Source organism: Halomonas sp. G15 (genome assembly GCF_021282295.1).
Classification (GTDB): Bacteria; Pseudomonadota; Gammaproteobacteria; order Pseudomonadales; family Halomonadaceae; genus Halomonas; species Halomonas alimentaria.
In genome coordinates, this window is record NZ_JAJSPA010000003.1 from 1 (window position 1) to 19,161 (window position 19,161).

At 66.8% G+C, this 19,161-nt stretch carries 17 protein-coding genes; 10 read left to right on the top strand and 7 right to left on the bottom strand.

Features of this window, described 5'->3' with window-relative positions; all coding sequences use genetic code 11:
• Positions 1-363: 363 nt before the first annotated feature.
• The gene (locus tag LWH48_RS02675) at positions 364-2,295 is read right to left on the bottom strand and encodes a propionyl-CoA synthetase (RefSeq protein ID WP_269816065.1); all 1,932 of its coding nucleotides are present in this window, start codon (positions 2,293-2,295) and stop codon (positions 364-366) included.
• 254 nt (positions 2,296-2,549) lie between these two features.
• Between LWH48_RS02675 and LWH48_RS02680 the strand changes: the two genes are divergently transcribed.
• The gene (locus LWH48_RS02680; protein ID WP_232911151.1) at positions 2,550-2,876 is read left to right on the top strand and encodes an ArsR/SmtB family transcription factor; all 327 of its coding nucleotides are present in this window, start codon (positions 2,550-2,552) and stop codon (positions 2,874-2,876) included.
• Positions 2,877-2,910: 34 nt separating this feature from the next.
• On the opposite strand, the gene sohB is transcribed toward LWH48_RS02680, so the two are convergent.
• Positions 2,911-3,951, bottom strand: a complete 1,041-nt coding sequence (gene sohB / locus LWH48_RS02685) for a protease SohB (protein ID WP_232911152.1) — start codon at positions 3,949-3,951, stop codon at positions 2,911-2,913.
• Positions 3,952-4,094: 143 nt separating this feature from the next.
• Here sohB and LWH48_RS02690 point away from each other — a divergent pair, with 143 nt between their 5' ends.
• Positions 4,095-4,406, top strand: a complete 312-nt coding sequence (locus LWH48_RS02690; protein ID WP_232911153.1) for an SCP2 sterol-binding domain-containing protein — start codon at positions 4,095-4,097, stop codon at positions 4,404-4,406.
• 47 nt (positions 4,407-4,453) lie between these two features.
• Here the strand turns inward: LWH48_RS02690 and nudC are convergent, their stop codons facing one another.
• From nudC to LWH48_RS02705, 3 genes are read right to left on the bottom strand one after another with little or no spacing between them, the layout of a single operon-like run.
• Complete coding sequence (nudC, locus tag LWH48_RS02695) at positions 4,454-5,224, bottom strand: NAD(+) diphosphatase (RefSeq protein WP_232911154.1); 771 nt, start codon at positions 5,222-5,224, stop codon at positions 4,454-4,456.
• A complete protein-coding gene (gene dnaQ / locus LWH48_RS02700) occupies positions 5,224-5,964 on the bottom strand; it encodes a DNA polymerase III subunit epsilon (protein ID WP_232911155.1) in 741 nt (246 codons plus the stop codon). The genes nudC and dnaQ overlap by 1 nt, the downstream gene beginning before the upstream one ends.
• A 39-nt stretch (positions 5,965-6,003) precedes the next feature.
• Positions 6,004-6,804, bottom strand: a complete 801-nt coding sequence (locus LWH48_RS02705; protein ID WP_232911156.1) for a class I SAM-dependent methyltransferase — start codon at positions 6,802-6,804, stop codon at positions 6,004-6,006.
• A gap of 68 nt (positions 6,805-6,872) precedes the next feature.
• Here LWH48_RS02705 and gloB point away from each other — a divergent pair, with 68 nt between their 5' ends.
• From gloB to LWH48_RS02740, 7 genes are all read left to right on the top strand, one after another.
• Complete coding sequence (gene gloB, locus LWH48_RS02710) at positions 6,873-7,640, top strand: hydroxyacylglutathione hydrolase (protein ID WP_232911157.1); 768 nt, start codon at positions 6,873-6,875, stop codon at positions 7,638-7,640.
• A 73-nt stretch (positions 7,641-7,713) separates the two neighbouring features.
• Positions 7,714-8,910 (top strand): transglycosylase SLT domain-containing protein, encoded by a 1,197-nt coding sequence (locus LWH48_RS02715; protein WP_232911158.1) that lies wholly within the window; start codon positions 7,714-7,716, stop codon positions 8,908-8,910.
• Between the two features lie 142 nt (positions 8,911-9,052).
• Complete coding sequence (locus tag LWH48_RS02720; protein WP_232911159.1) at positions 9,053-10,930, top strand: extracellular solute-binding protein; 1,878 nt, start codon at positions 9,053-9,055, stop codon at positions 10,928-10,930.
• 48 nt (positions 10,931-10,978) lie between these two features.
• Positions 10,979-12,052: a microcin C ABC transporter permease YejB gene (locus LWH48_RS02725; RefSeq protein ID WP_232911160.1), complete on the top strand. Its 1,074-nt coding sequence runs from the start codon at positions 10,979-10,981 to the stop codon at positions 12,050-12,052.
• Positions 12,053-12,056: 4 nt separating this feature from the next.
• Complete coding sequence (locus LWH48_RS02730; RefSeq protein WP_232911161.1) at positions 12,057-13,151, top strand: ABC transporter permease; 1,095 nt, start codon at positions 12,057-12,059, stop codon at positions 13,149-13,151.
• Complete coding sequence (locus tag LWH48_RS02735) at positions 13,144-14,730, top strand: ABC transporter ATP-binding protein (RefSeq protein ID WP_232911162.1); 1,587 nt, start codon at positions 13,144-13,146, stop codon at positions 14,728-14,730. The genes LWH48_RS02730 and LWH48_RS02735 overlap by 8 nt, the downstream gene beginning before the upstream one ends.
• A gap of 79 nt (positions 14,731-14,809) precedes the next feature.
• Entirely contained in the window at positions 14,810-16,582 is a 1,773-nt protein-coding gene (locus LWH48_RS02740; protein WP_232911163.1) for a GGDEF domain-containing protein, read from the top strand.
• On the opposite strand, the gene LWH48_RS02745 is transcribed toward LWH48_RS02740, so the two are convergent.
• Together LWH48_RS02745 and LWH48_RS02750 are read right to left on the bottom strand one after the other, a co-directional pair.
• Positions 16,579-17,277, bottom strand: coding sequence for a pseudouridine synthase (locus LWH48_RS02745; protein WP_232911164.1), 699 nt, complete (start codon positions 17,275-17,277; stop codon positions 16,579-16,581). The two genes, LWH48_RS02740 and LWH48_RS02745, sit on opposite strands and share 4 nt — an antisense overlap.
• Positions 17,277-18,092 carry an amidohydrolase gene (locus LWH48_RS02750; RefSeq protein WP_232911165.1) on the bottom strand — a complete coding sequence of 272 codons (816 nt, stop codon included), beginning with the start codon at positions 18,090-18,092 and terminating at the stop codon, positions 17,277-17,279. The genes LWH48_RS02745 and LWH48_RS02750 overlap by 1 nt, the downstream gene beginning before the upstream one ends.
• A gap of 129 nt (positions 18,093-18,221) precedes the next feature.
• Between LWH48_RS02750 and rarD the strand changes: the two genes are divergently transcribed.
• Positions 18,222-19,139, top strand: coding sequence for an EamA family transporter RarD (rarD, locus tag LWH48_RS02755; RefSeq protein WP_232911166.1), 918 nt, complete (start codon positions 18,222-18,224; stop codon positions 19,137-19,139).
• Positions 19,140-19,161 lie beyond the last annotated feature (22 nt).

A 19,161-nucleotide genomic window follows, 5' to 3' on the forward strand; every position in this document is an offset into this window, starting at 1 on the left:
AAGGCAACGATCACGCGATGTCACGACAGGTCAGACCGGCGTGCTGAAAACCTGATGAACCCACCGGCTCACGAAGCCTAAGGGATGATAAGGACGGTGCGCGCGGATACTCATCGAGGCCAGAGGCACCAGCAATCAGCGCCTCATTCACAGGCCGGATATATGGCAGCAACCTGTACCTGCATCGAGTAACGGAGCCTTGCAAGCCGGGAGGAGACCATATACGGGTTCACAGCGCCCCCTCGAAGGCCTGTCGCCGGGAAAGCCTTGAGCGGTGTAGCCATCTGCGATATCCCTGCCCCACCAAACGCAGCACGCCGCCCCCAAGGGGGCGGCGTGCGTTGTCGCTGGATGACTCGCGGGTCAGACCTGGCGGGCGTCGTGGGCGGCGCCGACCTCGCGGGCCTTCATGGCCTCATGAATCTCCTCGAGGCTCGCCGGATCATCGATGGTCGAAGGTATGCCGAACTCCTTGCCGTCGGCGATATTGCGCAGCAGCTTGCGCAGGATCTTGCCGGAGCGCGTCTTGGGCAGGCGGTCCACCACCAGCACCTGCTTGAAACAGGCGATGGGGCCGATCTTCTCGCGCACCAGGGCAATCAGCTCCTCCTCCAGCTCCACCTCGCGGCCAGTGAAACCGTCCTTGGGAATCACCAGGCCCACCGGCAGCTGCCCCTTGAGCGCATCATGGATGCCGATAACGGTGCACTCCGCCACTGCAGGGTGCGCGCCCACGACCTCCTCCATCTCGCCGGTGGAGAGGCGATGGCCCGCGACGTTGATGACGTCATCGGTGCGTCCCATGATGAACAGGTAGCCATCTTCATCGACATAACCACCGTCCCCGGTCAGATAGTAGCCCGGGAAGGCCGCCATATAGGCCGAGTGGAAGCGTTGCGGGTCACCCCACACCCCGGTCAGGCAACCCGGCGGCATGGGCTGCTTGATCACCACGCTGCCCTGCTCCATGGGCCCAACCTGCTCCCCCTCACGATCGAGGATCTGCACGTCGAACCCCGGCACCGGCACGGTGGCACTCCCCGCCTTGGTAGGCATGGGTTCCAGGCCGTGCAGATTGGCGGCGATGGGCCAACCGGTCTCGGTCTGCCACCAGTGGTCGATCACCGGCACGTCGAGCAGGTCGTCGAGCCAATGAAAGGTGGGCGGATCGAGGCGCTCGCCGGCCAGGAACAGCGCCTTGAGACTGGAGATGTCGTACTCCGCCAGCAGCTTGCCGTCGGGGTCCTCCTTCTTGATAGCGCGGAAGGCGGTCGGCGCGGTGAAGAAGCTCTTCACCCGATACTCCTCGATCAGCCGCCAGAAGGCACCGGCATCGGGCGTCTTAACCGGCTTGCCCTCGTAGACCACGCTGGTAGCCCCGCGCAGCAGCGGCGCATAGACGATATAGGAGTGGCCGACCACCCAGCCCACGTCCGAAGCCGAAAAGAACACCTCACCCGGGGCCACGTCGTAGATCACATCCATGGAGTAGGCCAGCGCCACCGCATAGCCACCGGTATCGCGGACCACGCCCTTGGGCTTGCCGGTGGTGCCGGAGGTGTAGAGCACATAGAGCGGGTCGGTACCCTTCACCGGGACGCAGTCGGCGGGCGTCGCCTTCTCCACCAGGGCTGCCCAGTCATGGTCGCGCTGCCCCAGTTCGGCAACGTGCTGCTCGCGCTGGAAGATCACGCAGGCATCGGGCTTGTGGGCGCTTTGCTCGATGGCCGCATCGATGATCGGCTTGTAGGGCAGGACCTTGTTGACCTCGACGCCACAGGAGGCCGCCACCACGACCTTGGGAGCGGCATCCTCGATACGCACGGCCAGCTCATGGGGAGCGAAGCCACCGAACACCACCGAGTGCACGGCACCGAGCCTGGCACAGGCGTACATGGCCACCAGGGCCTCGGGCACCATGGGCATGTAGATCACCACCCGGTCGCCTTTCTCCACACCCAGGTCCCTGAGCGCCCCCGCAAAGCTCGCCACCTGGTCGCGCATCTCGCGGTAGGTGATGGTGCGCTTGCTGTCGGTTACCGGAGAGTCCCAGAGGAGAGCCGGCTGGTCTCCTCTGCCCTGCTCGACATGATGGTCGAGGGCGGCATAGGCGATGTTCAGCTCACCATCACCGTACCAGCGCGCGTGATTGGCCTCGTCGTAGTCGAGGATGCGCAGGGGCTCCTTGAACCAGGGAATGCGTCGGGCCTGCTCGGCCCAGAAGGCCTCGGGATGGTCGATCGAACGGCGGAATTCGTTGGTGTAGGTGCTCATGGCGTTCCTGTCACGGTCCAGTGCGGATGATTGTTGACACTGTAAAGCACAGGGGCCGGAATACCCTCATACGATAGGCTAATTTTCGACGAAAGATGCAGAGCATGGAGATTTATTGTCAACAACAGCGACGGAGCCGAAGCATCGAAGACGACGATTCAACGCACACGCAAAACCCGGACTAGACTATGCTTGAGTAAAGCCCAATATACGGTCACGACGCGCGACGGCGTCGGGCCCGATCTCTCCACTCACGCGCAGCGCGGGGACACGCCATGCATACGCCCAGCCGCGAGGCAGAAAGACTTATCGAGGGGGGAAGCGGCGCCATCGATCGCTCCACTGCCCTGCTCAAGGCCATGGCCAACGACAATCGACTGCATATCCTCTGTCTGCTCGACGCTGGCGAGCTGTCGGTAACCGAACTCAACGGACACCTGGCCCTGAGCCAGTCGGCGCTCTCCCAACACCTCGCGATCCTGCGCCGCGAGGAGCTGGTGACCACGCGTCGCAGCTCCCAGACCATCTATTACTCGCTGCAGGGAGATAGTGCCAGGGCGATCATCGCCACCCTGGTCAACCTCGGCATGGCTGACGGTTGAATCGGGGAAAATCCCCAGACCGTGGTTCCCGGGGCTAGCGCTTCTGCCAGCGACTGGCGTCGAGCACTTCCGCCCCGCGCAGCAGTGCGCGCTCGATTCCCATCGATACTGCCATCCCCAGGCGCTCAGCGAGCCGGCGGGGTGGTTCAAGCCGTACCCGGATGACCTTCGCCTCGCGCATGCGCTCCACCAGATAGGCCTCGCTGGTCCCCAGCGCATCGGCCAGCCCCTTGTCGAGGGCCTCGCTGCCATACCAGACCTCCCCGGTGGCGATCGCCTCGATATCCAGTGCCGGGCGACGCTTCGCCACGTGGCGCTTGAAGAGCTCGTGGGTTGTCTCCAGGTCGTCGAGAAACTTCTCGCGCCCCTCCTCGGTATTCTCGCCGAGTACCGTCAGGGTCCGCTTGTAGCGTCCGGCGGTCAGCACCTCAACATCGATGTCGTGACGCTTGAGCAGGCGGTGCACATTGGGCACCTGGGCCACCACGCCGATCGACCCCAGCACCGCCAGCGGTGCCGCCCGGACACTGTCTGCACCGCATGCCATCAGATAGCCGCCACTCGCGGCCACCTTGTCGACGCAGACCGTGGTAGCAAGCCCCGCCTCGCGCAGGCGGTCCAGCTCGGCAGCCGCCAGCCCATAGGCATGCACCAGGCCCCCGGCGGACTCCAGGCGCACCACCACCTCGTCCCCCGACTCGGCGGCTGCGATCACCGCCGAGATCTCCTCGGCAAAGCGGCCGGTACCGCTGGCCCGGATATCACCGTGGAAGTCGAGCAGCCAGACCGTCGGGCGGCCCTGCCCCTGCTCCCCCTTGCCAGCCTTGCCACGCGTCTTGTCCTCACGGCGGAACGCCTTGATCAGGCGCTTGCGGGCCCCCGGTTCGCTGGCCGCCAGGCGCAGTCGCCGCTTCCTGTCATCACGCCCCCGGTTGAGCTCCTCGAGCTTGAGGCGCGAGTCACTGCCCGCCTCGCTGCGTAGCCTGGCCACCACCGTGACAGCGAGTCCAACGATAACCACCAGGCTCGTCAGCTGGGCCAGGAACAGTCCGAAATCCGCCAGCCAATCTCCCATCGTCGCCTCCTCTGCGGCTCCGACCGCTCGATAGCGTGAGCGGCCTCCGCCCGCTTGAGTGCGTCGGCGGTCTGTCGGGCCGCTTGATTTAAACAATCGTTTTAAATACGCTCCCGGGGTCAAACACCCACCAGGAGCCACGAATGAGTCAGTCCACCCTCGACACGCTGACCTCCCGCTTCGACCCACAGGCCGCCAGCGGCATGGACGAGGTCTTCCAGTTCCACTTCGATGATGCCGACAGCCACTACCTGGTCATCAAGGATGGCGAGCTGAGCGTCGCGGAAGGAGAACATGACGACCCGTCCGTCAGCCTGTCCATGAGCACCGCGACGCTCAAGGGCCTGATGACCGGCGACGTCAACGGCATGACCGCCTTCATGACCGGCAAGCTGAAGGCCACCGGTAACGTGATGCTGGCCACCAAGCTGACCAGCCTGTTCCCTGCCGAGTGACACCCCACCGTGATGTGCCGCGCGGTCCTCGATGACCCGCTGCCTCGCTAGCGTGCCGCCACCTCGGCCAGATGGGTCTCGATGAGCGCCCGTGAGATCGAATAGAGCGGCGGCAGCTGGGGCAGCTGGCGTGGGGAGAACCAGGCGGCATCGGCGATCTCCACGCCGTCGATACGGATGCGCCGACTGGCCGCCTCCGCGAAGAAGCCCAGCATCAGCGAGTGGGGAAAGGGCCAGGCCTGGCTGCGAAAATAGCGAACCCGTCCCACGGCAATCCCCACCTCCTCGAAGATCTCGCGGCGTACCGCCTCCTCCGCCGATTCTCCCGGTTCGATGAAGCCGGCAAGCGTCGAGTAACGCCCCGGCGGGAAGCGTGGGCTGCGCGCCAGCAGCAGGGCCTCGCCATGGGTCACCAGGGTAATGATGCAGGGTGAGATGCGCGGATAGTTGCGGTGCCCGCAGGCGCGACAGTGCATCGCGAACTCGGCATCGAGTCGCTCGGACGGTGCCCCGCAACGGCCGCAGAACCGATGGTCACGCAACCAGGCGCCCACCTGGAGGGCCGTGGAGACCAACGGGAAGCGCGACTCGGGCAGGTGTGCCAGCCAGTCTCTGGCCGTCGGCCAGTCGCTGCCGGCGCTCGCTTCGAGGGAAAGGGCCAGGGGCACATCGTGCCAGTAGCCCAGCGGCTGCATCTGCGCCGTCCAGGGCATCACCGGCTGCAGCACACCGCCATCGGGCGCGGGGGCGATACGTCCCTCGGCCAGGCGAATCACATGGCCCTGCCGGGCATCCAGAGGCAGCTCACGACGCAACATCAGTGCACGATCCCCTCGATACCGTCCCACAGGCATTCGCCTGCCGCCTCGCGGATCCGCGCCAGCTTCTGGCGATGGGCGGCGAGCTCTTCGTCACTGGGAGCCGATACCCTCAGCTGCCCCCCGGAAAGCTCTACCGGACGCCGCTGGATCCCCGCCTGCCGGCTGCCCTCCGCGCCCATGGAGGCATCCAGCAGCAGCGCGGTCTGCCCGCCGGTCATGGCCAGGTAGACCTCGGCCAGGATCTCGGCGTCGAGCAAGGCGCCGTGGAGGACACGGTGGCCGTTGTCGATCTCGTAGCGCTTGCACAGCGCGTCCAGGCTGTTGCGCTGACCGGGGTGCTTGTCCCGAGCCATCTGCAGGGTATCCAGGATGCGGCAATGCTCGGCAACCGGCCCCAGGCGTGACTCGCCACGAGCACTGTCGAGCATCGACAGCTCGTGGTCGATGAAGCCCACGTCGAAAGGGGCGTTGTGGATGACCAGTTCGGCGCCTTCGATAAAGGCCCAGAAGTCATCCACGATCTCGGCGAAACGCGGTTCGTCGGCGACCCGTTCATTGGTGATACCGTGTACCGAGATCGCCTCCGCCTCGATCTCGCGCTCGGGATTGATGAACTGATGGTAGCTCCGCCCGGTCAGCCGGCGGTTGACCATCTCCACCGCGCCGATCTCGATCAGCCGGTGGCCCTCCCTGGGGTCGATACCCGTGGTTTCCGTATCAAGAACAATCTGACGCATCACTTCTCTCTCAAGGATGGTAAATCACCGAGGTCTGGCTCACTCAAGCGCCGGCCTCCTCTGCTTGTGGCAAGCGCCCTCTCGAGGGGCCTCTGGGTCGGCATTCAGGCGGGCCGCGCCTAACGCCGAGCCCCCGAGGGGCGCGGTAAAGCGCAGTCGGCTTCCCCGAGACTGGATAAGCTGCGGTCGGCGGCACGCCTGGATCATGTAGCTGTCGCCCAACGGCAGATTGTGACGGCGACCCAGCGTCTCGAATAACGTGTTTCGGGGCAGCCGGCCGGGCAGGTGGAAAGCGCAGTAGTCTACCCGCTCGATCTCGAAGTCGACAAACGCCAGCCAGTCCCGCAATCGTCCCGGAGCGCGCCACTGGCCGCGCCACGGCAGCGCCCGTCGCCGGGCCGGCGACAGCCGCCCCATGCCCCCGGCGGAGAAAGGCATCCAGCCGAAAAGGATGAGCCGCCCCTCGTCGGCGGTCACCCGCGCCGCCTCCTGCAGCATGTGGTGGGGGTCCGGGGCAACCTCCAGCAGATGGTGCACCACCACCAGGCTGAGGCTGTCATCGGGGAGCGGCAGCGCATCGGGAGCGCAGACCAGGGTGGAGGATGTCTCTGCCAGCTCGCGGGTGGGGGCCCAGCTCAATGGATGGCGCACCGGGCACATGTCGGCCAGCAGATCACCGAAACCCAGCTCGAGGCTGTGCACACCAAAGAGCCTCTCGCAGGCCGGCCCCAGGCAGGCTCGCTCGGCGTGACGCACGGCCTGGCCCGCCGGTGAGGACCAGAAGGCCTGGCCCTCTCGGTACAGCGCGGCAAGGCGCTGGGCGCTGGTCTCGGTTGACATGTCCCTCCCTGCTCTTCATATTGGCTGGATTTTGCGAACCGTTCATGCCCATTCAGGACACTCAGCCCATGTTGAGCGTGACACCGATTCCCGCCTTTAGCGATAACTATATCTGGCTTCTACGCCAGGACACGACCCCCGATGTGTGCGTGGTAGACCCGGGCGATGCCGCCCCGGTCATCGAACTGCTCGAGCGCGAGTCGCTGACGCTCTCCACGGTGCTGATCACTCATCATCACCGGGACCACACCGGCGGCCTTGCCGAGCTCATCGAGCGCTATTCCCCGCGAGTGATCGGGCCCGACAACGACTCCATCGGCGGCATCGATACCCCGGTGACCGAAGGGGATGAGGTTCGCGTCATGGGACGGCTGTTCGAGGTGATCGCGGTACCCGGGCACACCCTGGATCATATCGCCTTCTTCACCGCCGGCATCCCGCCGCTGCTGTTCGGCGGCGATGCCCTGTTCAGCGCAGGCTGTGGCCGCCTCTTCGAGGGCACGCCAGAGCAGATGCACGCCTCGCTGGAAAAGCTTGCTGCCCTGCCCGACGACACCCTTGTGTTCGCCGCTCATGAATATACCCAGGCCAATCTGCGCTTTGCACTGGCCGCCGACCCCCACAACCCGGACGTGGCCCAGGCCATGGAGGAGTGCCAGCGGGCACGGGAGCTTGAACGCCCCACCCTGCCCACTTCCATGGCCCGCGAGAAACGCATCAATCCCTTCCTGCGCGTGGCAGATGCCGGCGTACGCCAGGCCGCCTCGGCCCATGGCGACGTCGACAGCGACGAGGCGACCTTCGCCACCCTGCGCGCCTGGAAGGACAACTTTTGAACTCGATCCCTGGACGCCCCATGCCTCCGACACGATCGGACGGCCTAGACGCGCCTTGGAGGTACACGCCCGAATGACCTACCACACCATTCGCCGCAGGCTTTTCGCCTTCGCCAGCAGCGCTGCCCTGCTGGGCGCCCTGATGACCGCCGGCGCCCACAGCCAGGCCGCCACTTTCGAACGCGGCCACACCGGCACCGCACAGCACGGCGCGATTCAGCCCGCCCCCGGCAACATGACCCAGCACTTCTGGGACGCCCTGGCGCTGGAGACCCGTGACGCCTGGAGCCGGTTGCGCGACAGCTTCCAGTGGCAGGACGACCTGCACGATCCACGCGTGCAGGCCTGGATCGATCACTATCGCCAGTCCCCGCACAACATTGCCGAGATCACCGAGCGTGCCCGCCCCTGGCTGGCCTGGATCACCGAGAAGGTCGAGGAGCGGGGTCTGCCCGGGGAGATCGCCCTGATCCCCTTCATCGAGAGCTCCTTCGACCCGGCCGCACGCTCCCACCGCGGCGCCGCCGGCCTGTGGCAGTTCATGCCACGCACCGGCGACTCCCTGGGGCTATCCCGCCAGCGCGGCTACGACGGACGCCTCGACGTGGTGGCCTCCACCTATGCGGCCCTCGACTATATCGAGTACCAGGCGGACCAGTGGTACGAGGGGGACATCGAACTCTCCCTGGCGGCCTACAATGCCGGTGCCGGCACCGTCAACAAGGCCCGTCGCCGGGCCATGGCCCAGGGCAAGGGTGGCGACTACTGGAGCCTCTCGCTGCCACGGGAGACCATGAACTACGTCCCCAAGCTCAAGGCCATCGCCGCCATCATCAACGCCCCTGACGACTACCAGGTCGCCCTCCCCGAGATCGAGGACGCCCCGGCCTTCGCCAAGATCCCCGTGGAGCGCCCGCTGCGCCTGGACGAGGCCGCCCGCCTCGCCGGCGTCTCCCAGGTCACCATCGCCGAGCTCAACCCGGGAGTGACCGGTGGCGCCATCCATCCCGGCAACGACCGGGTACTGCTGGTGCCCAGCGAGCGAGCCGACGCACTGATGGCCCGCCTGGCATCGCCCGCTTCGTCCTTGGCAAGCGCCGGGGCCGGCGACGACAGCTACGTGGTACGCCGCGGCGACACCCTGGCCGATATCGCCGCCCGCCAGGGCATCAGCGTTGCCGAGCTGCGCCAGGCCAACGGCATCGCCGGCAACCTGATTCAGCCCGGACAGGCGCTCGAGCTGCCGACGCGCAGCCTCGCCTCGCGCTGAACGCACCCCGGGGCCGTGGATGGCCCCGCCGAGCAGGAGGCAGGTATTGTCTTTCATGCCCGGGGCTGACACCTTAACTGGCGAAGCCTAGTGGGTACGACGCCGGCACTGGCCGGCGTCACTGTCGACACGGGATGTCAGAATGCCAATACCTTCATGCCGGCCCGCTGCCGTTACGCCTTTCGCCCGGCCCGCTGCCATTCTGCTGGCTGGCCTGTTGAGCCTGAGCGGCCTGCCGGCCGTGGCCCAGTCCCCGGCCGACGAGGAGGTGGCCACCGTCCACGGCCTGGCCCTCTACGGAGAACCCGAACTCCCTGCAGGCTTCGAGCACTTCCCCTACGTCAACCCCGAGGCACCCAAGGGCGGCACCCTGACCCAGGCGGCAGTGGGGGGCAGTTTCGACTCCACCAACCCCTTTATCATCCGCGGCACGCCGGCGGCCGGCGTCTCGCGTATCTACGACACCCTCCTGGAGGGTAATCCCGACGAACCCTTCTCGCTCTACGGCCTGCTGGCCGAGGGCATCCGGCTGGACCCCGAACGCGAGTGGATCGAGTTCGACCTGCGGCCCGAAGCGCGCTTCCATGACGGCGAGCCGGTCACCGCCGAGGACGTGGTCTTCAGCTTCAGCCTGCTGACCGAGCAGGGCAACCCCTTCTACGGCGCCTACTACGCCGACGTGGAGAGCGTCACCGCCCTGGACGCGGACACGGTGCGTTTCGACTTTGCGTCCAACCACTCCCGGGAGCTGCCGCTGATCGTCGGCCAGCTGCCGGTGCTGCCCAAGCACTACTGGGAAGGGCGTGACTTCACCTCCCCGACCCTCGATGCCCACCCCGGCTCCGGCCCCTATCGCATCGCCGAGGTCGACCCGGGCAGGCGCATCGTCTATGCGCGGGTGGAGGAGTACTGGGGGCGCGACCTTGCGGCGAAGCGAGGGCGCCACAACATCGATCGCCTCATCTACGACTACTACCGCGACCGCGACATTGCCTGGGAAGCCTTCAAGGCGGGTATCCTCGACTACCGCGTCGATGCCCGTGCCGCCACCTGGGCCACCGGCTACGACTTCCCGGCCTTCGAGGAGGGGCTGGTGAAGAAGGTCAGCGTGCCCGATGGCCAGCCGGCACCGATGCAGGCCTTTATCTTCAACCTGCGAAAGGAGACGTTCCAGGACCCGAGGGTCCGCGAGGCCCTGGCGCTGACCTTCGACTTCCCCTGGCTCAACGCCAACATCTTCTACGACGCCTACCGGCGCACCGAGAGTTTCTTCCAGAACTCCGAGATGGCCGCCGAGGGGCTGCCCAGTGACGCCGAGCTCGAGGTGCTGGAGCCCTGGCGGGACGCGCTTCCCGACGACGTCTTCAGCCAGCCGCTGCCCATGGACCATCCCGAGACGCTGCGCGAGCGGCTACGCCTGGCCCTGGCGCTGCTGCGCGAGGCGGGCTTTGAAGTCCGCGACGGCGGCCTGGTGGATGCCGATTCGGGACGGCCGCTGGAGCTGGAGGTACTGCTCTACGACACCGGCATGGAGCGGGTGGTCCAGCCGATGCTGCGCAACATGGCACGCCTGGGCATCCGTGGCACCATCCGCATCGTCGATATCAACCAGTACCTCAACCGCTTGCGCAGCTTCGATTTCGACATGGTGGTCGGACAGTTCCCGCAGTCCAACAACCCCGGCAACGAACAGCGCGAGTTCTGGACCAGCGACTACGCCGAGGTGCCCCAGAGCCGCAACCTGATGGGCCTGTCCGACCCGGTGGTGGACGACCTGGTCGACCGCCTGATCCGCGCCGACAGCCGCGAGTCACTCAACACCCTCACCCGCGCCCTGGACCGCGTGCTGCGCCATCGCTTCATCGTCATCCCCCACTACCACTCGGGCGAGACGCGGCTCGCAGTATGGGACAAGTTCGGCTGGCCCGAGCCATCTCCCGAGTACGGCATGGACCTCGAGGCCTGGTGGGTGGACCCCGAACGCGCGGCGACCATCGAACGCCGACAACGGGGAGGCTAGGGAGATGCCGAGCGTCGACGTGACCTGCAACCGGAGAGGGCCGCGAACGTGAGCCGTTATGTCCTGCGTCGCCTGCTGCTGATGATCCCCACCCTGCTGGGCATCATGCTGCTCAACTTCATCATCGTCCAGGCCGCCCCCGGCGGGCCCATCGACCAGATGCTGGCCCGCTTCGAGGGTGTCGACAGCATGTCCAGTACGCGTCTGGATACCGGCGGTGGCGAGGTGGTGGTCCAGGACGAGTCCCGCGGCGCCAGGGGCATCGATCCGCGCTTCATCGAGCAGCTCGAGGCGCAGTTCGGCTTCGACCAGCCGGCCCACGAGCGTTTCCTGGGCATGCTGGCCGACTATGCCACCTTCGACTTCGGGGTGAGCTTCTTCCGCGACCGACCGGTGATCGAGCTGATGATCGAACGCCTGCCGGTGTCGGTATCGCTGGGGCTCTGGACTACCCTGCTGGTCTACCTGATCTCCATCCCGCTGGGCATTCGCAAGGCGCTGCACCACGGCTCGCGCTTCGACGTCTGGACCTCGGGACTGGTGATCGTCGGCTACGCCATCCCCGGCTTCCTGTTCGCGATCCTGCTGATCGTGCTGTTCGCCGGGGGCAGTTACTGGGACCTCTTCCCGTTGCGCGGGCTCACCTCGCCTAACTTCGACGAGCTCTCGGCCTGGGGCAAGGTCAAGGACTATGTCTGGCACATCACCCTGCCGGTGATCGCCATGACCATCGGCAGCTTCGCCACCCTGACCATGCTCACCAAGAACAGCTTCCTGGACGAGATCCACAAGCAGTATGTGCTCACCGCCCGGGCCAAGGGCGCCAGCGACCAGCGCGTGCTCTACGGACACGTGTTCCGCAACGCCATGCTGATCATCATCGCCGGCCTGCCCGGCGCGCTGGTGTCGATCTTCTTCACCGGCTCACTGCTGATCGAGGTGATCTTCTCGCTTGAGGGACTCGGCCTGCTCGGCTTCGAGGCGGTGATGCAGCGCGACTATCCGGTGATCTTTGGCACCCTCTATCTGTACACGCTGATCGGCCTGCTACTGAAGCTGGTCTCCGATCTGACCTATGTGTGGGTGGACCCGCGCATCGACTTCGAGACACGGGAGTCCTGAGCCGATGGCCCATGCCGCAACGCCCCTGGCACAACGCTTCTCGCCCATCACCCGGCGCCGCTTCGGCGTGTTCCGCGCCAATCGCCGCGCCTGGGTCTCGCTGTGGATCTTCGCCGCGCTGTTCGTGGTGAGCCTCGTCGCCGAGCTGATCGCCAATGACAAACCGCTGGTGATGCAGTACCAGGGCGAGTGGTATGTACCGCTGCTGGTGGACTACCCCGAGACCGAGTTCGGCGGCTTCCTGCCCACCACCGCCGACTATCACGACCCCTTCGTCCGCGCCCAGATCGAGGAGCACGGCTGGGCGCTGTGGCCACCGGTCCCGTTCTCCTACCAGACCCTGGACATGCAGATGATGCGCCCCTCTCCGGCGCCGCCCGACGCCCGCCACTGGCTGGGGACCGACGACCAGGGCCGGGATGTCCTGGCCCGGGTGATCTACGGCTTCCGCCTCTCGGTGGCCTTCGCCCTGGTGCTGACCGCCGGTTCGCTGGCCATGGGCGTGCTGGTGGGCGGCATCCAGGGTTACTTCGGCGGCAAGACCGACCTGATCGGCCAGCGCTTCACCGAGATCTGGCAGGGCCTGCCGGTGCTCTTCCTGCTGATCATCCTGGCCAGCTTCGTGCAGCCCGGCTTCTGGTGGCTGCTGGGGATCATGCTGCTGTTCTCCTGGCTGGGCCTGGTCGATGTGGTGCGCGCCGAGTTCCTGCGCGCCCGCAACCTGGAATACGTGCGTGCCGCCCGCGCCATGGGGCTGACCCCGCGGCTGATCATGTGGCGCCACGTGCTGCCCAATGCCATGGTCGCCACCCTGACCTTCATCCCCTTCCTGTTTACCGGCGCCATCACCACCCTGACCGCGCTGGACTTCCTGGGCTTCGGTCTGCCGCCGGGCTCGCCGTCGCTGGGTGAACTGGTGGCCCAGGGCAAGAACAACCTGCATGCCCCCTGGCTCGGCATCACCGCCTTCGTCAGCCTGTCGCTGATGCTGTCGCTGCTGGTGTTCATCGGCGAGGGGCTGCGTGACGCCTTCGACCCTCGCCATATCCAGCACCCTGCCCCGGCCCCGGCCGTCGAGAGGAGTCCCGCCGATGCCTGATCTGCTGCGTCTCGAGGAGTTCTCCATCGCCTTCGACGGCGTCACCGTGGTCGACCGACTCAACCTCAGCGTCGGACGGGGGGAGACCCTGGCCCTGGTGGGCGAGTCCGGCTCCGGCAAGTCGGTGTCGGCGCTGGGTGCCATGAACCTGCTGCCGGGCAATGCCAGCGTCAGCGGCGGTCGAATCCTGGTCGATACCGACCTGGCGCGCCTGCGCCACCGCGACTGGCAGGGCCTGCGCGGCGGCCGGGTGGGCTTCGTGTTCCAGGAACCGATGACCTCCCTCAACCCCCTGCACACCGTGGGCAAGCAGATCGGCGAGACCCTGCGCCTGCACCAGGGACTCTCCGGCCGTGCGGCACGTGCCCGGGTCATCGAACTGCTGGCCCAGGTCAAGTTGCCGCGCGCCGAGGAGCTCGCCGACGCCTGGCCCCACCAGCTCTCCGGCGGCCAGCGCCAGCGGGTGATGATCGCCATGGCGATCGCCAATGACCCGGAGCTACTGATCGCCGACGAGCCCACCACGGCGCTGGATGTCACCGTGCAGCAGGAGATCCTCGCCCTGCTCGCTGAGCTGCGCGATCACCACGGCATGGGCATGCTGTTCATCACCCATGACCTCAACCTGGTGCGCCGCCACGCCGACCGGGTCTGCGTGCTCTACCAGGGCCGCGAGCAGGAGACGGGGCCAGTGGAGCGTGTGTTCGCCTCCCCCCAGAGCGCCTACACCCGCACCCTGCTTGCGGCCGAGCCCGAGGGACGCCCCGAGCCGGCCGGCGCGGGGCAACCGCTGCTGCGCGCTGATCGTCTGGGCGTGCGCTTCCAGCGCCCCAAGAAGCTCTTCATGCCGCGCCCGCCAGCCTTCGAGGCGGTCAGGCCACTGTCGCTCACCCTGGGTCGCGGCGAGACGCTGGGCATCGTCGGCGAATCCGGTTCCGGCAAGACGACGCTTGCCATGGCGCTGCTGCGCCTGGTGGAGAGCCACGGCGAGATCCACCTCGATGACACCCGACTGGATACCCTGTCCGGTGGTGCCCTGCGCCGCATGCGCCAGCGGTTACAGATCGTCTTCCAGGATCCCTACGGCTCGCTCTCACCCCGCCTGCCGGTCGCCGAGATCGTCAGCGAGGGGCTGCGCTTCCACCATCCCGAGCTGGCGGAGTCCGAGGTGCGCCGCCGGGTGGCCGATACCCTACGCGAAGTGGGCCTGCCGGCCGACTGCGCCGACCGCTATCCCCACGAGTTCTCCGGCGGTCAGCGTCAGCGCATCGCCGTGGCCAGGGCGATCATCCTCGAACCCGCCCTGCTGGTGCTCGACGAGCCCACATCGGCGCTCGACCGCACCGTGCAGAAGCAGCTGGTAGCCCTGTTGCGCGACCTCCAGGCGCGCCGCGGCATGAGCTACCTGTTCATCAGCCATGACCTGGCGGTGGTGCGCGCCATGGCGCATCGCATCATGGTGCTCAAGGAGGGCGAGATGATCGAGGAAGGCGAGTGCCTCGAGGTGCTGGCCAATCCGCGCAGCGACTACACCCGGGCGCTGGTCAAGGCCGCCGGCCTGACACCCGGCATGCGTTGATGGCCCCCTTCATTTGAACAGGGCCGCGGCCCGTGCCCTGACCTATACTCGGCGCATCCTTTTCATCCATGGGTGTCCGATGCGCCCCTTGATTCTTGCTGTCAGCGTTCTGCTGAGCCTGCTTCTGTCCGAGGCACTACTTGCTGCCACGGCGCCGCCCAGGGACTTGACCGGCTGGGAGTGGCGCTGGGGAGACTCTCCCCGGGATGCCTCGGGCACCCCCGCCTGGCTCGATGACGCCGGCAGCGGCGAATGGCGTGCCATCGACTTCCCGTCCAATCCCCCCGGCCGTGCCGGTCAGGAGCACCTGTGGTTGCGCACGGTGCTTCCCGAAGGGGAGTGGCGTGACCCGGTGATCTACATCTACAGCATCGACCTGATCGCCCAGTTCTTCCTGGACGGGGAGCCGCTCTACCAGTACGGCGAGTTTGACGCCGAGGGGCGCGGCCGCTTCGCCGGCTGGCCCTGGCACATGATCGAGCTACCCGAGGACTTCGCCGGCAAGACGCTTCACGTCAGGATCTTCTCCGACTACACCGATATCGGCCTGTGGGGCGAGGCCAGGGTCATGGATCGACTGGATGTACTGACGATGATCGTGCATCGCGCCTGGGACGATGTGGTGATCAGCGCCTTCTCGCTGCTCCTGGCCCTGCTCGCAGGCAGCTTTGCGCTCATCGGGGCCCAGCGCCAGAGCCTGGGAGCGGTGGCCCTCTTCTCGCTGGCGGCCAGCACCATGATCCTCGCCGAGACGCAGTTCAGTCAGCTGCTCCTCGACCGACCACTGCTGTGGGACAGCCTGGCCGCCGCCGGCTACTTCACGCTGCCGGTGGGGATGGGGCTGCTGCTCACGCACTGGCTTTCGGGCACACCGCAACGCCTCATGGGCATACTTTGGCGATTGCATCTGGCCTATCTCGGCGCCGCACTGGGGCTTAGCCAGCTGGGTCTGGTGACCGTGGCCAACACCTTTCCCCCCTTCGATCTGATGCTGTCGATCACCCTGCCGCTGATGCTGGCCCTGGCTGCCTGGCACTTGCGGCGCCTGGAAACCGAACAGCGCTGGATCATAGGCAGCTTCGCGCTGATGGCGGGGCTGCTGATGGCAGACATGGCGGTGGCCCATGGTCTGCTGGACTGGCGCAAGGTACCGGTCAGCCTGGGGCTGCTGGCCTTCTCGCTGGCGATCGTGGGGGTATCGCTGTGGCACTATCGCCGCACCCAGCGCCAGCTGTCGCGTCTCAACCGGCACCTCGAGGAGCAGGTACGCGAACGCACCGCCAAGCTCGACTGCCTGGTGCGCAAGCTCGAGGGCTTCTCCTACGAGGACCCGCTCACCGGGCTCAAGAATCGTCGTTACTTCGACGAGCTGATGCAGCACGAGGCGAGTCGCGCCGACCGCGAGGGGGCGCCGCTGTCGCTGATCATGATCGACCTGGATCACTTCAAGCAGATCAACGACCAGTACGGTCACGAGGTGGGGGACAGTGTACTGATGGCGGTGGCCGAGCTGCTCCAGGATCACTTCCGCGACGCCGACGTGGTGTGTCGCATGGGAGGCGAGGAGTTCGTCGCCCTGCTGCCCGGCGCCACGACCGAACGCGCCGAGGCCCGGGCCGGCGAGCTGGTCGAACGGGTCCGACGTCTGACCCTGCACCACGGAGACCAGGCGCTGCCGACGGTCACCCTCTCCTGCGGCGTGGCCACCTATCCCTGCCACTCCCGGGAACCCATCGCCCTGCTGGGCCTGGCCGACAAGGCGCTCTACCAGGCGAAATACCAGGGGCGCAATCGCAGCGCCACCTGGTCATCGCTCGCCGCTGAGCCACTGCCGCCGGCCGCCGCCGGCTAGAAGGCCGCGACCTCCTCCTCGCTCAGCTCGCGCCACTCGCCCTCGGCCAACTCGCCCAGCGACAGCGGACCGATGGACTCACGATGCAGGGCCACAACGTGATGACCGATGGCAGCGAACATCCGCTTCACCTGATGGTACTTGCCCTCGAAGAGGGTCAGCTCGGCGACGATCGGCTCGCGCATGGCGAGCTCGGCCGGGCGAGTAGGCTTCTCCTCGCCGTCGAGCAGTAGCCCCTCGGCGAAGCGGGCGATGGCGTCATCGAGAACGGCCCCCTCGAGCGGGTCGGCCAGGGTCACCCGGTAGACCTTGCCACAGCGACGCTTGGGCGAGGTGACACGATGCGACCACTGACCGTCGTCGGTGAGCAGCACCAGACCAGTGGTATCCACATCCAGGCGCCCCACCGTCTGCAGGCGCTCGAGCATGGGCAGTTCGATCAGGTCGATGGCCCGGGGATAGAGGGTCCGGCGCGCCGTGCACTCCACGCCGCCCGGCTTGTGCAGCATCACGTAGCGCAGCCCCACCAGGGCGAGCGGCTGGCCGTTCCAGGTCACCCGGCTGGTCTCGTCCACCTGGGTGGCCGGGTTCTTGATGACCTCACCGTCGACGCTGACCTCGCCGCGGTGCATCGCCTTCTTGGCCAGGCTGCGGGTCAGCTCGGTGGACTCACTCAGGAAACGATCGAGGCGCATCAGCTGCCCACCCCATCGGCGAGACTGAAATGGTCGGCATCGCGCCAGGCGGGAAACTTGTCGCGAAACGCCCGCAGCTCGTCCAGGGAGAGGCTGGCGGTCTTGACGAAGGCTTCGCCCTTGGGCTCGTCGATCAGCGCCTCGCCCTTGGCGTCGATCAGCATGGAGTCCCCGGCATAGGGCAGCCCCTTGGCGTCCTCGCCGACACGATTCACGCCGATCACCGGGCACAGGTTCTCGATCGCCCGGGCCTGCAGCAGGACACGCCACGGGTGGCGACGCGGCGCCGGCCAGTTGGCCACGCACAGCAGGGCGTCATACTCGAAGTGCTCGCCGGGACCGGGCTGCTGTCGCAGCCACACCGGGAAGCGCAGGTCGTAGCAGACACTGAGCAGGATGCGAAACCCCTTGAGCTCGACGATCACCCGCTCGTGCCCCATGGCATAGCGCTCGTGCTCGCCGGCCATGCGGAACAGGTGACGCTTGTCGTAGGTAGCACAGGAGCCATCCGGCCGCGCCCACACCAGGCGATTGAAGTAGTCGCCATGCTCGACGATCGCCACGCTGCCGGTGACCACGCAGCCCCGCTGCCAGGCCTGCTCGCGCAGCCAGGCCACGGTCGCGCTCTCCTCCATGGGCTCGGCCATCTCACGGGAGTTCATGGTGAAGCCGGTGGCGAACATCTCCGGCAGCACGATCAGATCGGTCTGCTCGCCGCCAAGATCACCCAGGGTATCCTCCAGCATCCGGCAGTTGGCCACCGGATCCTCCCAGCGCAGGTCACACTGCACCAGGGTGGTTCTCAGCTCGCTCATCCTTCTTCCCCTTGCGGTGACGATATTGGCGCCCAGACTACCCCACTGCACCGGCAGCGTCAGCCTGGGCCGTGGAATGACGCTCAATAGGCTGCTAAGTTGGCAGATTGATCCTCAACGAGCCAAGAAATGACCACCACGCCCACCGCCGACACGCAAGCCCGCCAGGGTGTCATGTTCGGACTGGCTGCCTACACCATGTGGGGCTGCTTCCCGCTGTTCTTCGCGCTGTTCGAGGGAGTGCCCGCCTTCGAGATACTGATCCACCGGGTGTTATGGTCCTGCCTGTTTCTGGTGTGCCTGGTGACCCTGCTCGGGCGCTGGGCGCCGATCCGCGAGGCCCTGGGGCAGCCGCGGCGCCTGGGGCGGGTGCTGGGCTGTGCCCTGCTGATCGCCCTCAACTGGGGGCTCTACATCTACTCGGTGGAGACCCGCCATGTGCTCCAGGCCAGCCTCGGCTACTTCATGACCCCGCTGGTCAACGTGGCCCTGGGCATGCTGGTGCTGCGCGAGACCATGTACCGCCTGCAGGCGGTGGCCGTGGCCCTCGCCGCGCTGGCGATCGTCCTGCAATTGGTGATGCTGGGCGAGCTGCCGTGGATCAGCCTGGCGCTGGCCTTCTCGTTCGGCACCTACGGCCTGCTGCGCAAGCAGGTGCCCCTGGATGGCCTGTCGGGGCTATTCGTGGAGACCCTGCTGCTGCTGCCGCTGGGGCTGCTCGCCCTGGGCTGGCTGACCCAGGCCGACCTCTCGCACTTCCTGGGGGACACGCGGACCACTCTGCTGCTGATCGCCAGCGGGGTGATCACCGCCCTGCCGCTGCTCGCCTTCGCCGGGGCCGCCAGGCGACTTCGCCTGGCAACACTGGGCTTCCTGATGTACCTCAACCCCACCATCCAGTTCCTGATCGCCCTGCTGGTGTTCGGCGAAGCGCTATCCGGTGCGCAGCTGATCACTTTCGTGCTGATCTGGACCGGACTCGCCCTCTACTCGTGGTCGGCATGGCAAAGCCGGCCGCGTGAGGTCACGCAGCCGGCCGGGAAATAGCAAAAACCGGGACCGTGAGCGG

Coding starts and splice junctions, on each gene's coding strand:
- LWH48_RS02720 (WP_232911159.1), top strand. CDS start 9,053: ATGCCAATACCTTCATGCCGGCCCGCTGCCGTTACGCCTTTCGCCCGG.
- LWH48_RS02745 (WP_232911164.1), bottom strand. CDS start 17,277: ATGCGCCTCGATCGTTTCCTGAGTGAGTCCACCGAGCTGACCCGCAGC.
- LWH48_RS02705 (WP_232911156.1), bottom strand. CDS start 6,804: ATGTCAACCGAGACCAGCGCCCAGCGCCTTGCCGCGCTGTACCGAGAG.
- sohB (WP_232911152.1), bottom strand. CDS start 3,951: ATGGGAGATTGGCTGGCGGATTTCGGACTGTTCCTGGCCCAGCTGACG.
- LWH48_RS02730 (WP_232911161.1), top strand. CDS start 12,057: ATGGCCCATGCCGCAACGCCCCTGGCACAACGCTTCTCGCCCATCACC.
- LWH48_RS02740 (WP_232911163.1), top strand. CDS start 14,810: ATGCGCCCCTTGATTCTTGCTGTCAGCGTTCTGCTGAGCCTGCTTCTG.
- rarD (WP_232911166.1), top strand. CDS start 18,222: ATGACCACCACGCCCACCGCCGACACGCAAGCCCGCCAGGGTGTCATG.
- LWH48_RS02690 (WP_232911153.1), top strand. CDS start 4,095: ATGAGTCAGTCCACCCTCGACACGCTGACCTCCCGCTTCGACCCACAG.
- LWH48_RS02735 (WP_232911162.1), top strand. CDS start 13,144: ATGCCTGATCTGCTGCGTCTCGAGGAGTTCTCCATCGCCTTCGACGGC.
- LWH48_RS02750 (WP_232911165.1), bottom strand. CDS start 18,092: ATGAGCGAGCTGAGAACCACCCTGGTGCAGTGTGACCTGCGCTGGGAG.
- gloB (WP_232911157.1), top strand. CDS start 6,873: ATGTTGAGCGTGACACCGATTCCCGCCTTTAGCGATAACTATATCTGG.
- LWH48_RS02715 (WP_232911158.1), top strand. CDS start 7,714: ATGACCTACCACACCATTCGCCGCAGGCTTTTCGCCTTCGCCAGCAGC.
- nudC (WP_232911154.1), bottom strand. CDS start 5,224: ATGTTGCGTCGTGAGCTGCCTCTGGATGCCCGGCAGGGCCATGTGATT.
- dnaQ (WP_232911155.1), bottom strand. CDS start 5,964: ATGCGTCAGATTGTTCTTGATACGGAAACCACGGGTATCGACCCCAGG.
- LWH48_RS02680 (WP_232911151.1), top strand. CDS start 2,550: ATGCATACGCCCAGCCGCGAGGCAGAAAGACTTATCGAGGGGGGAAGC.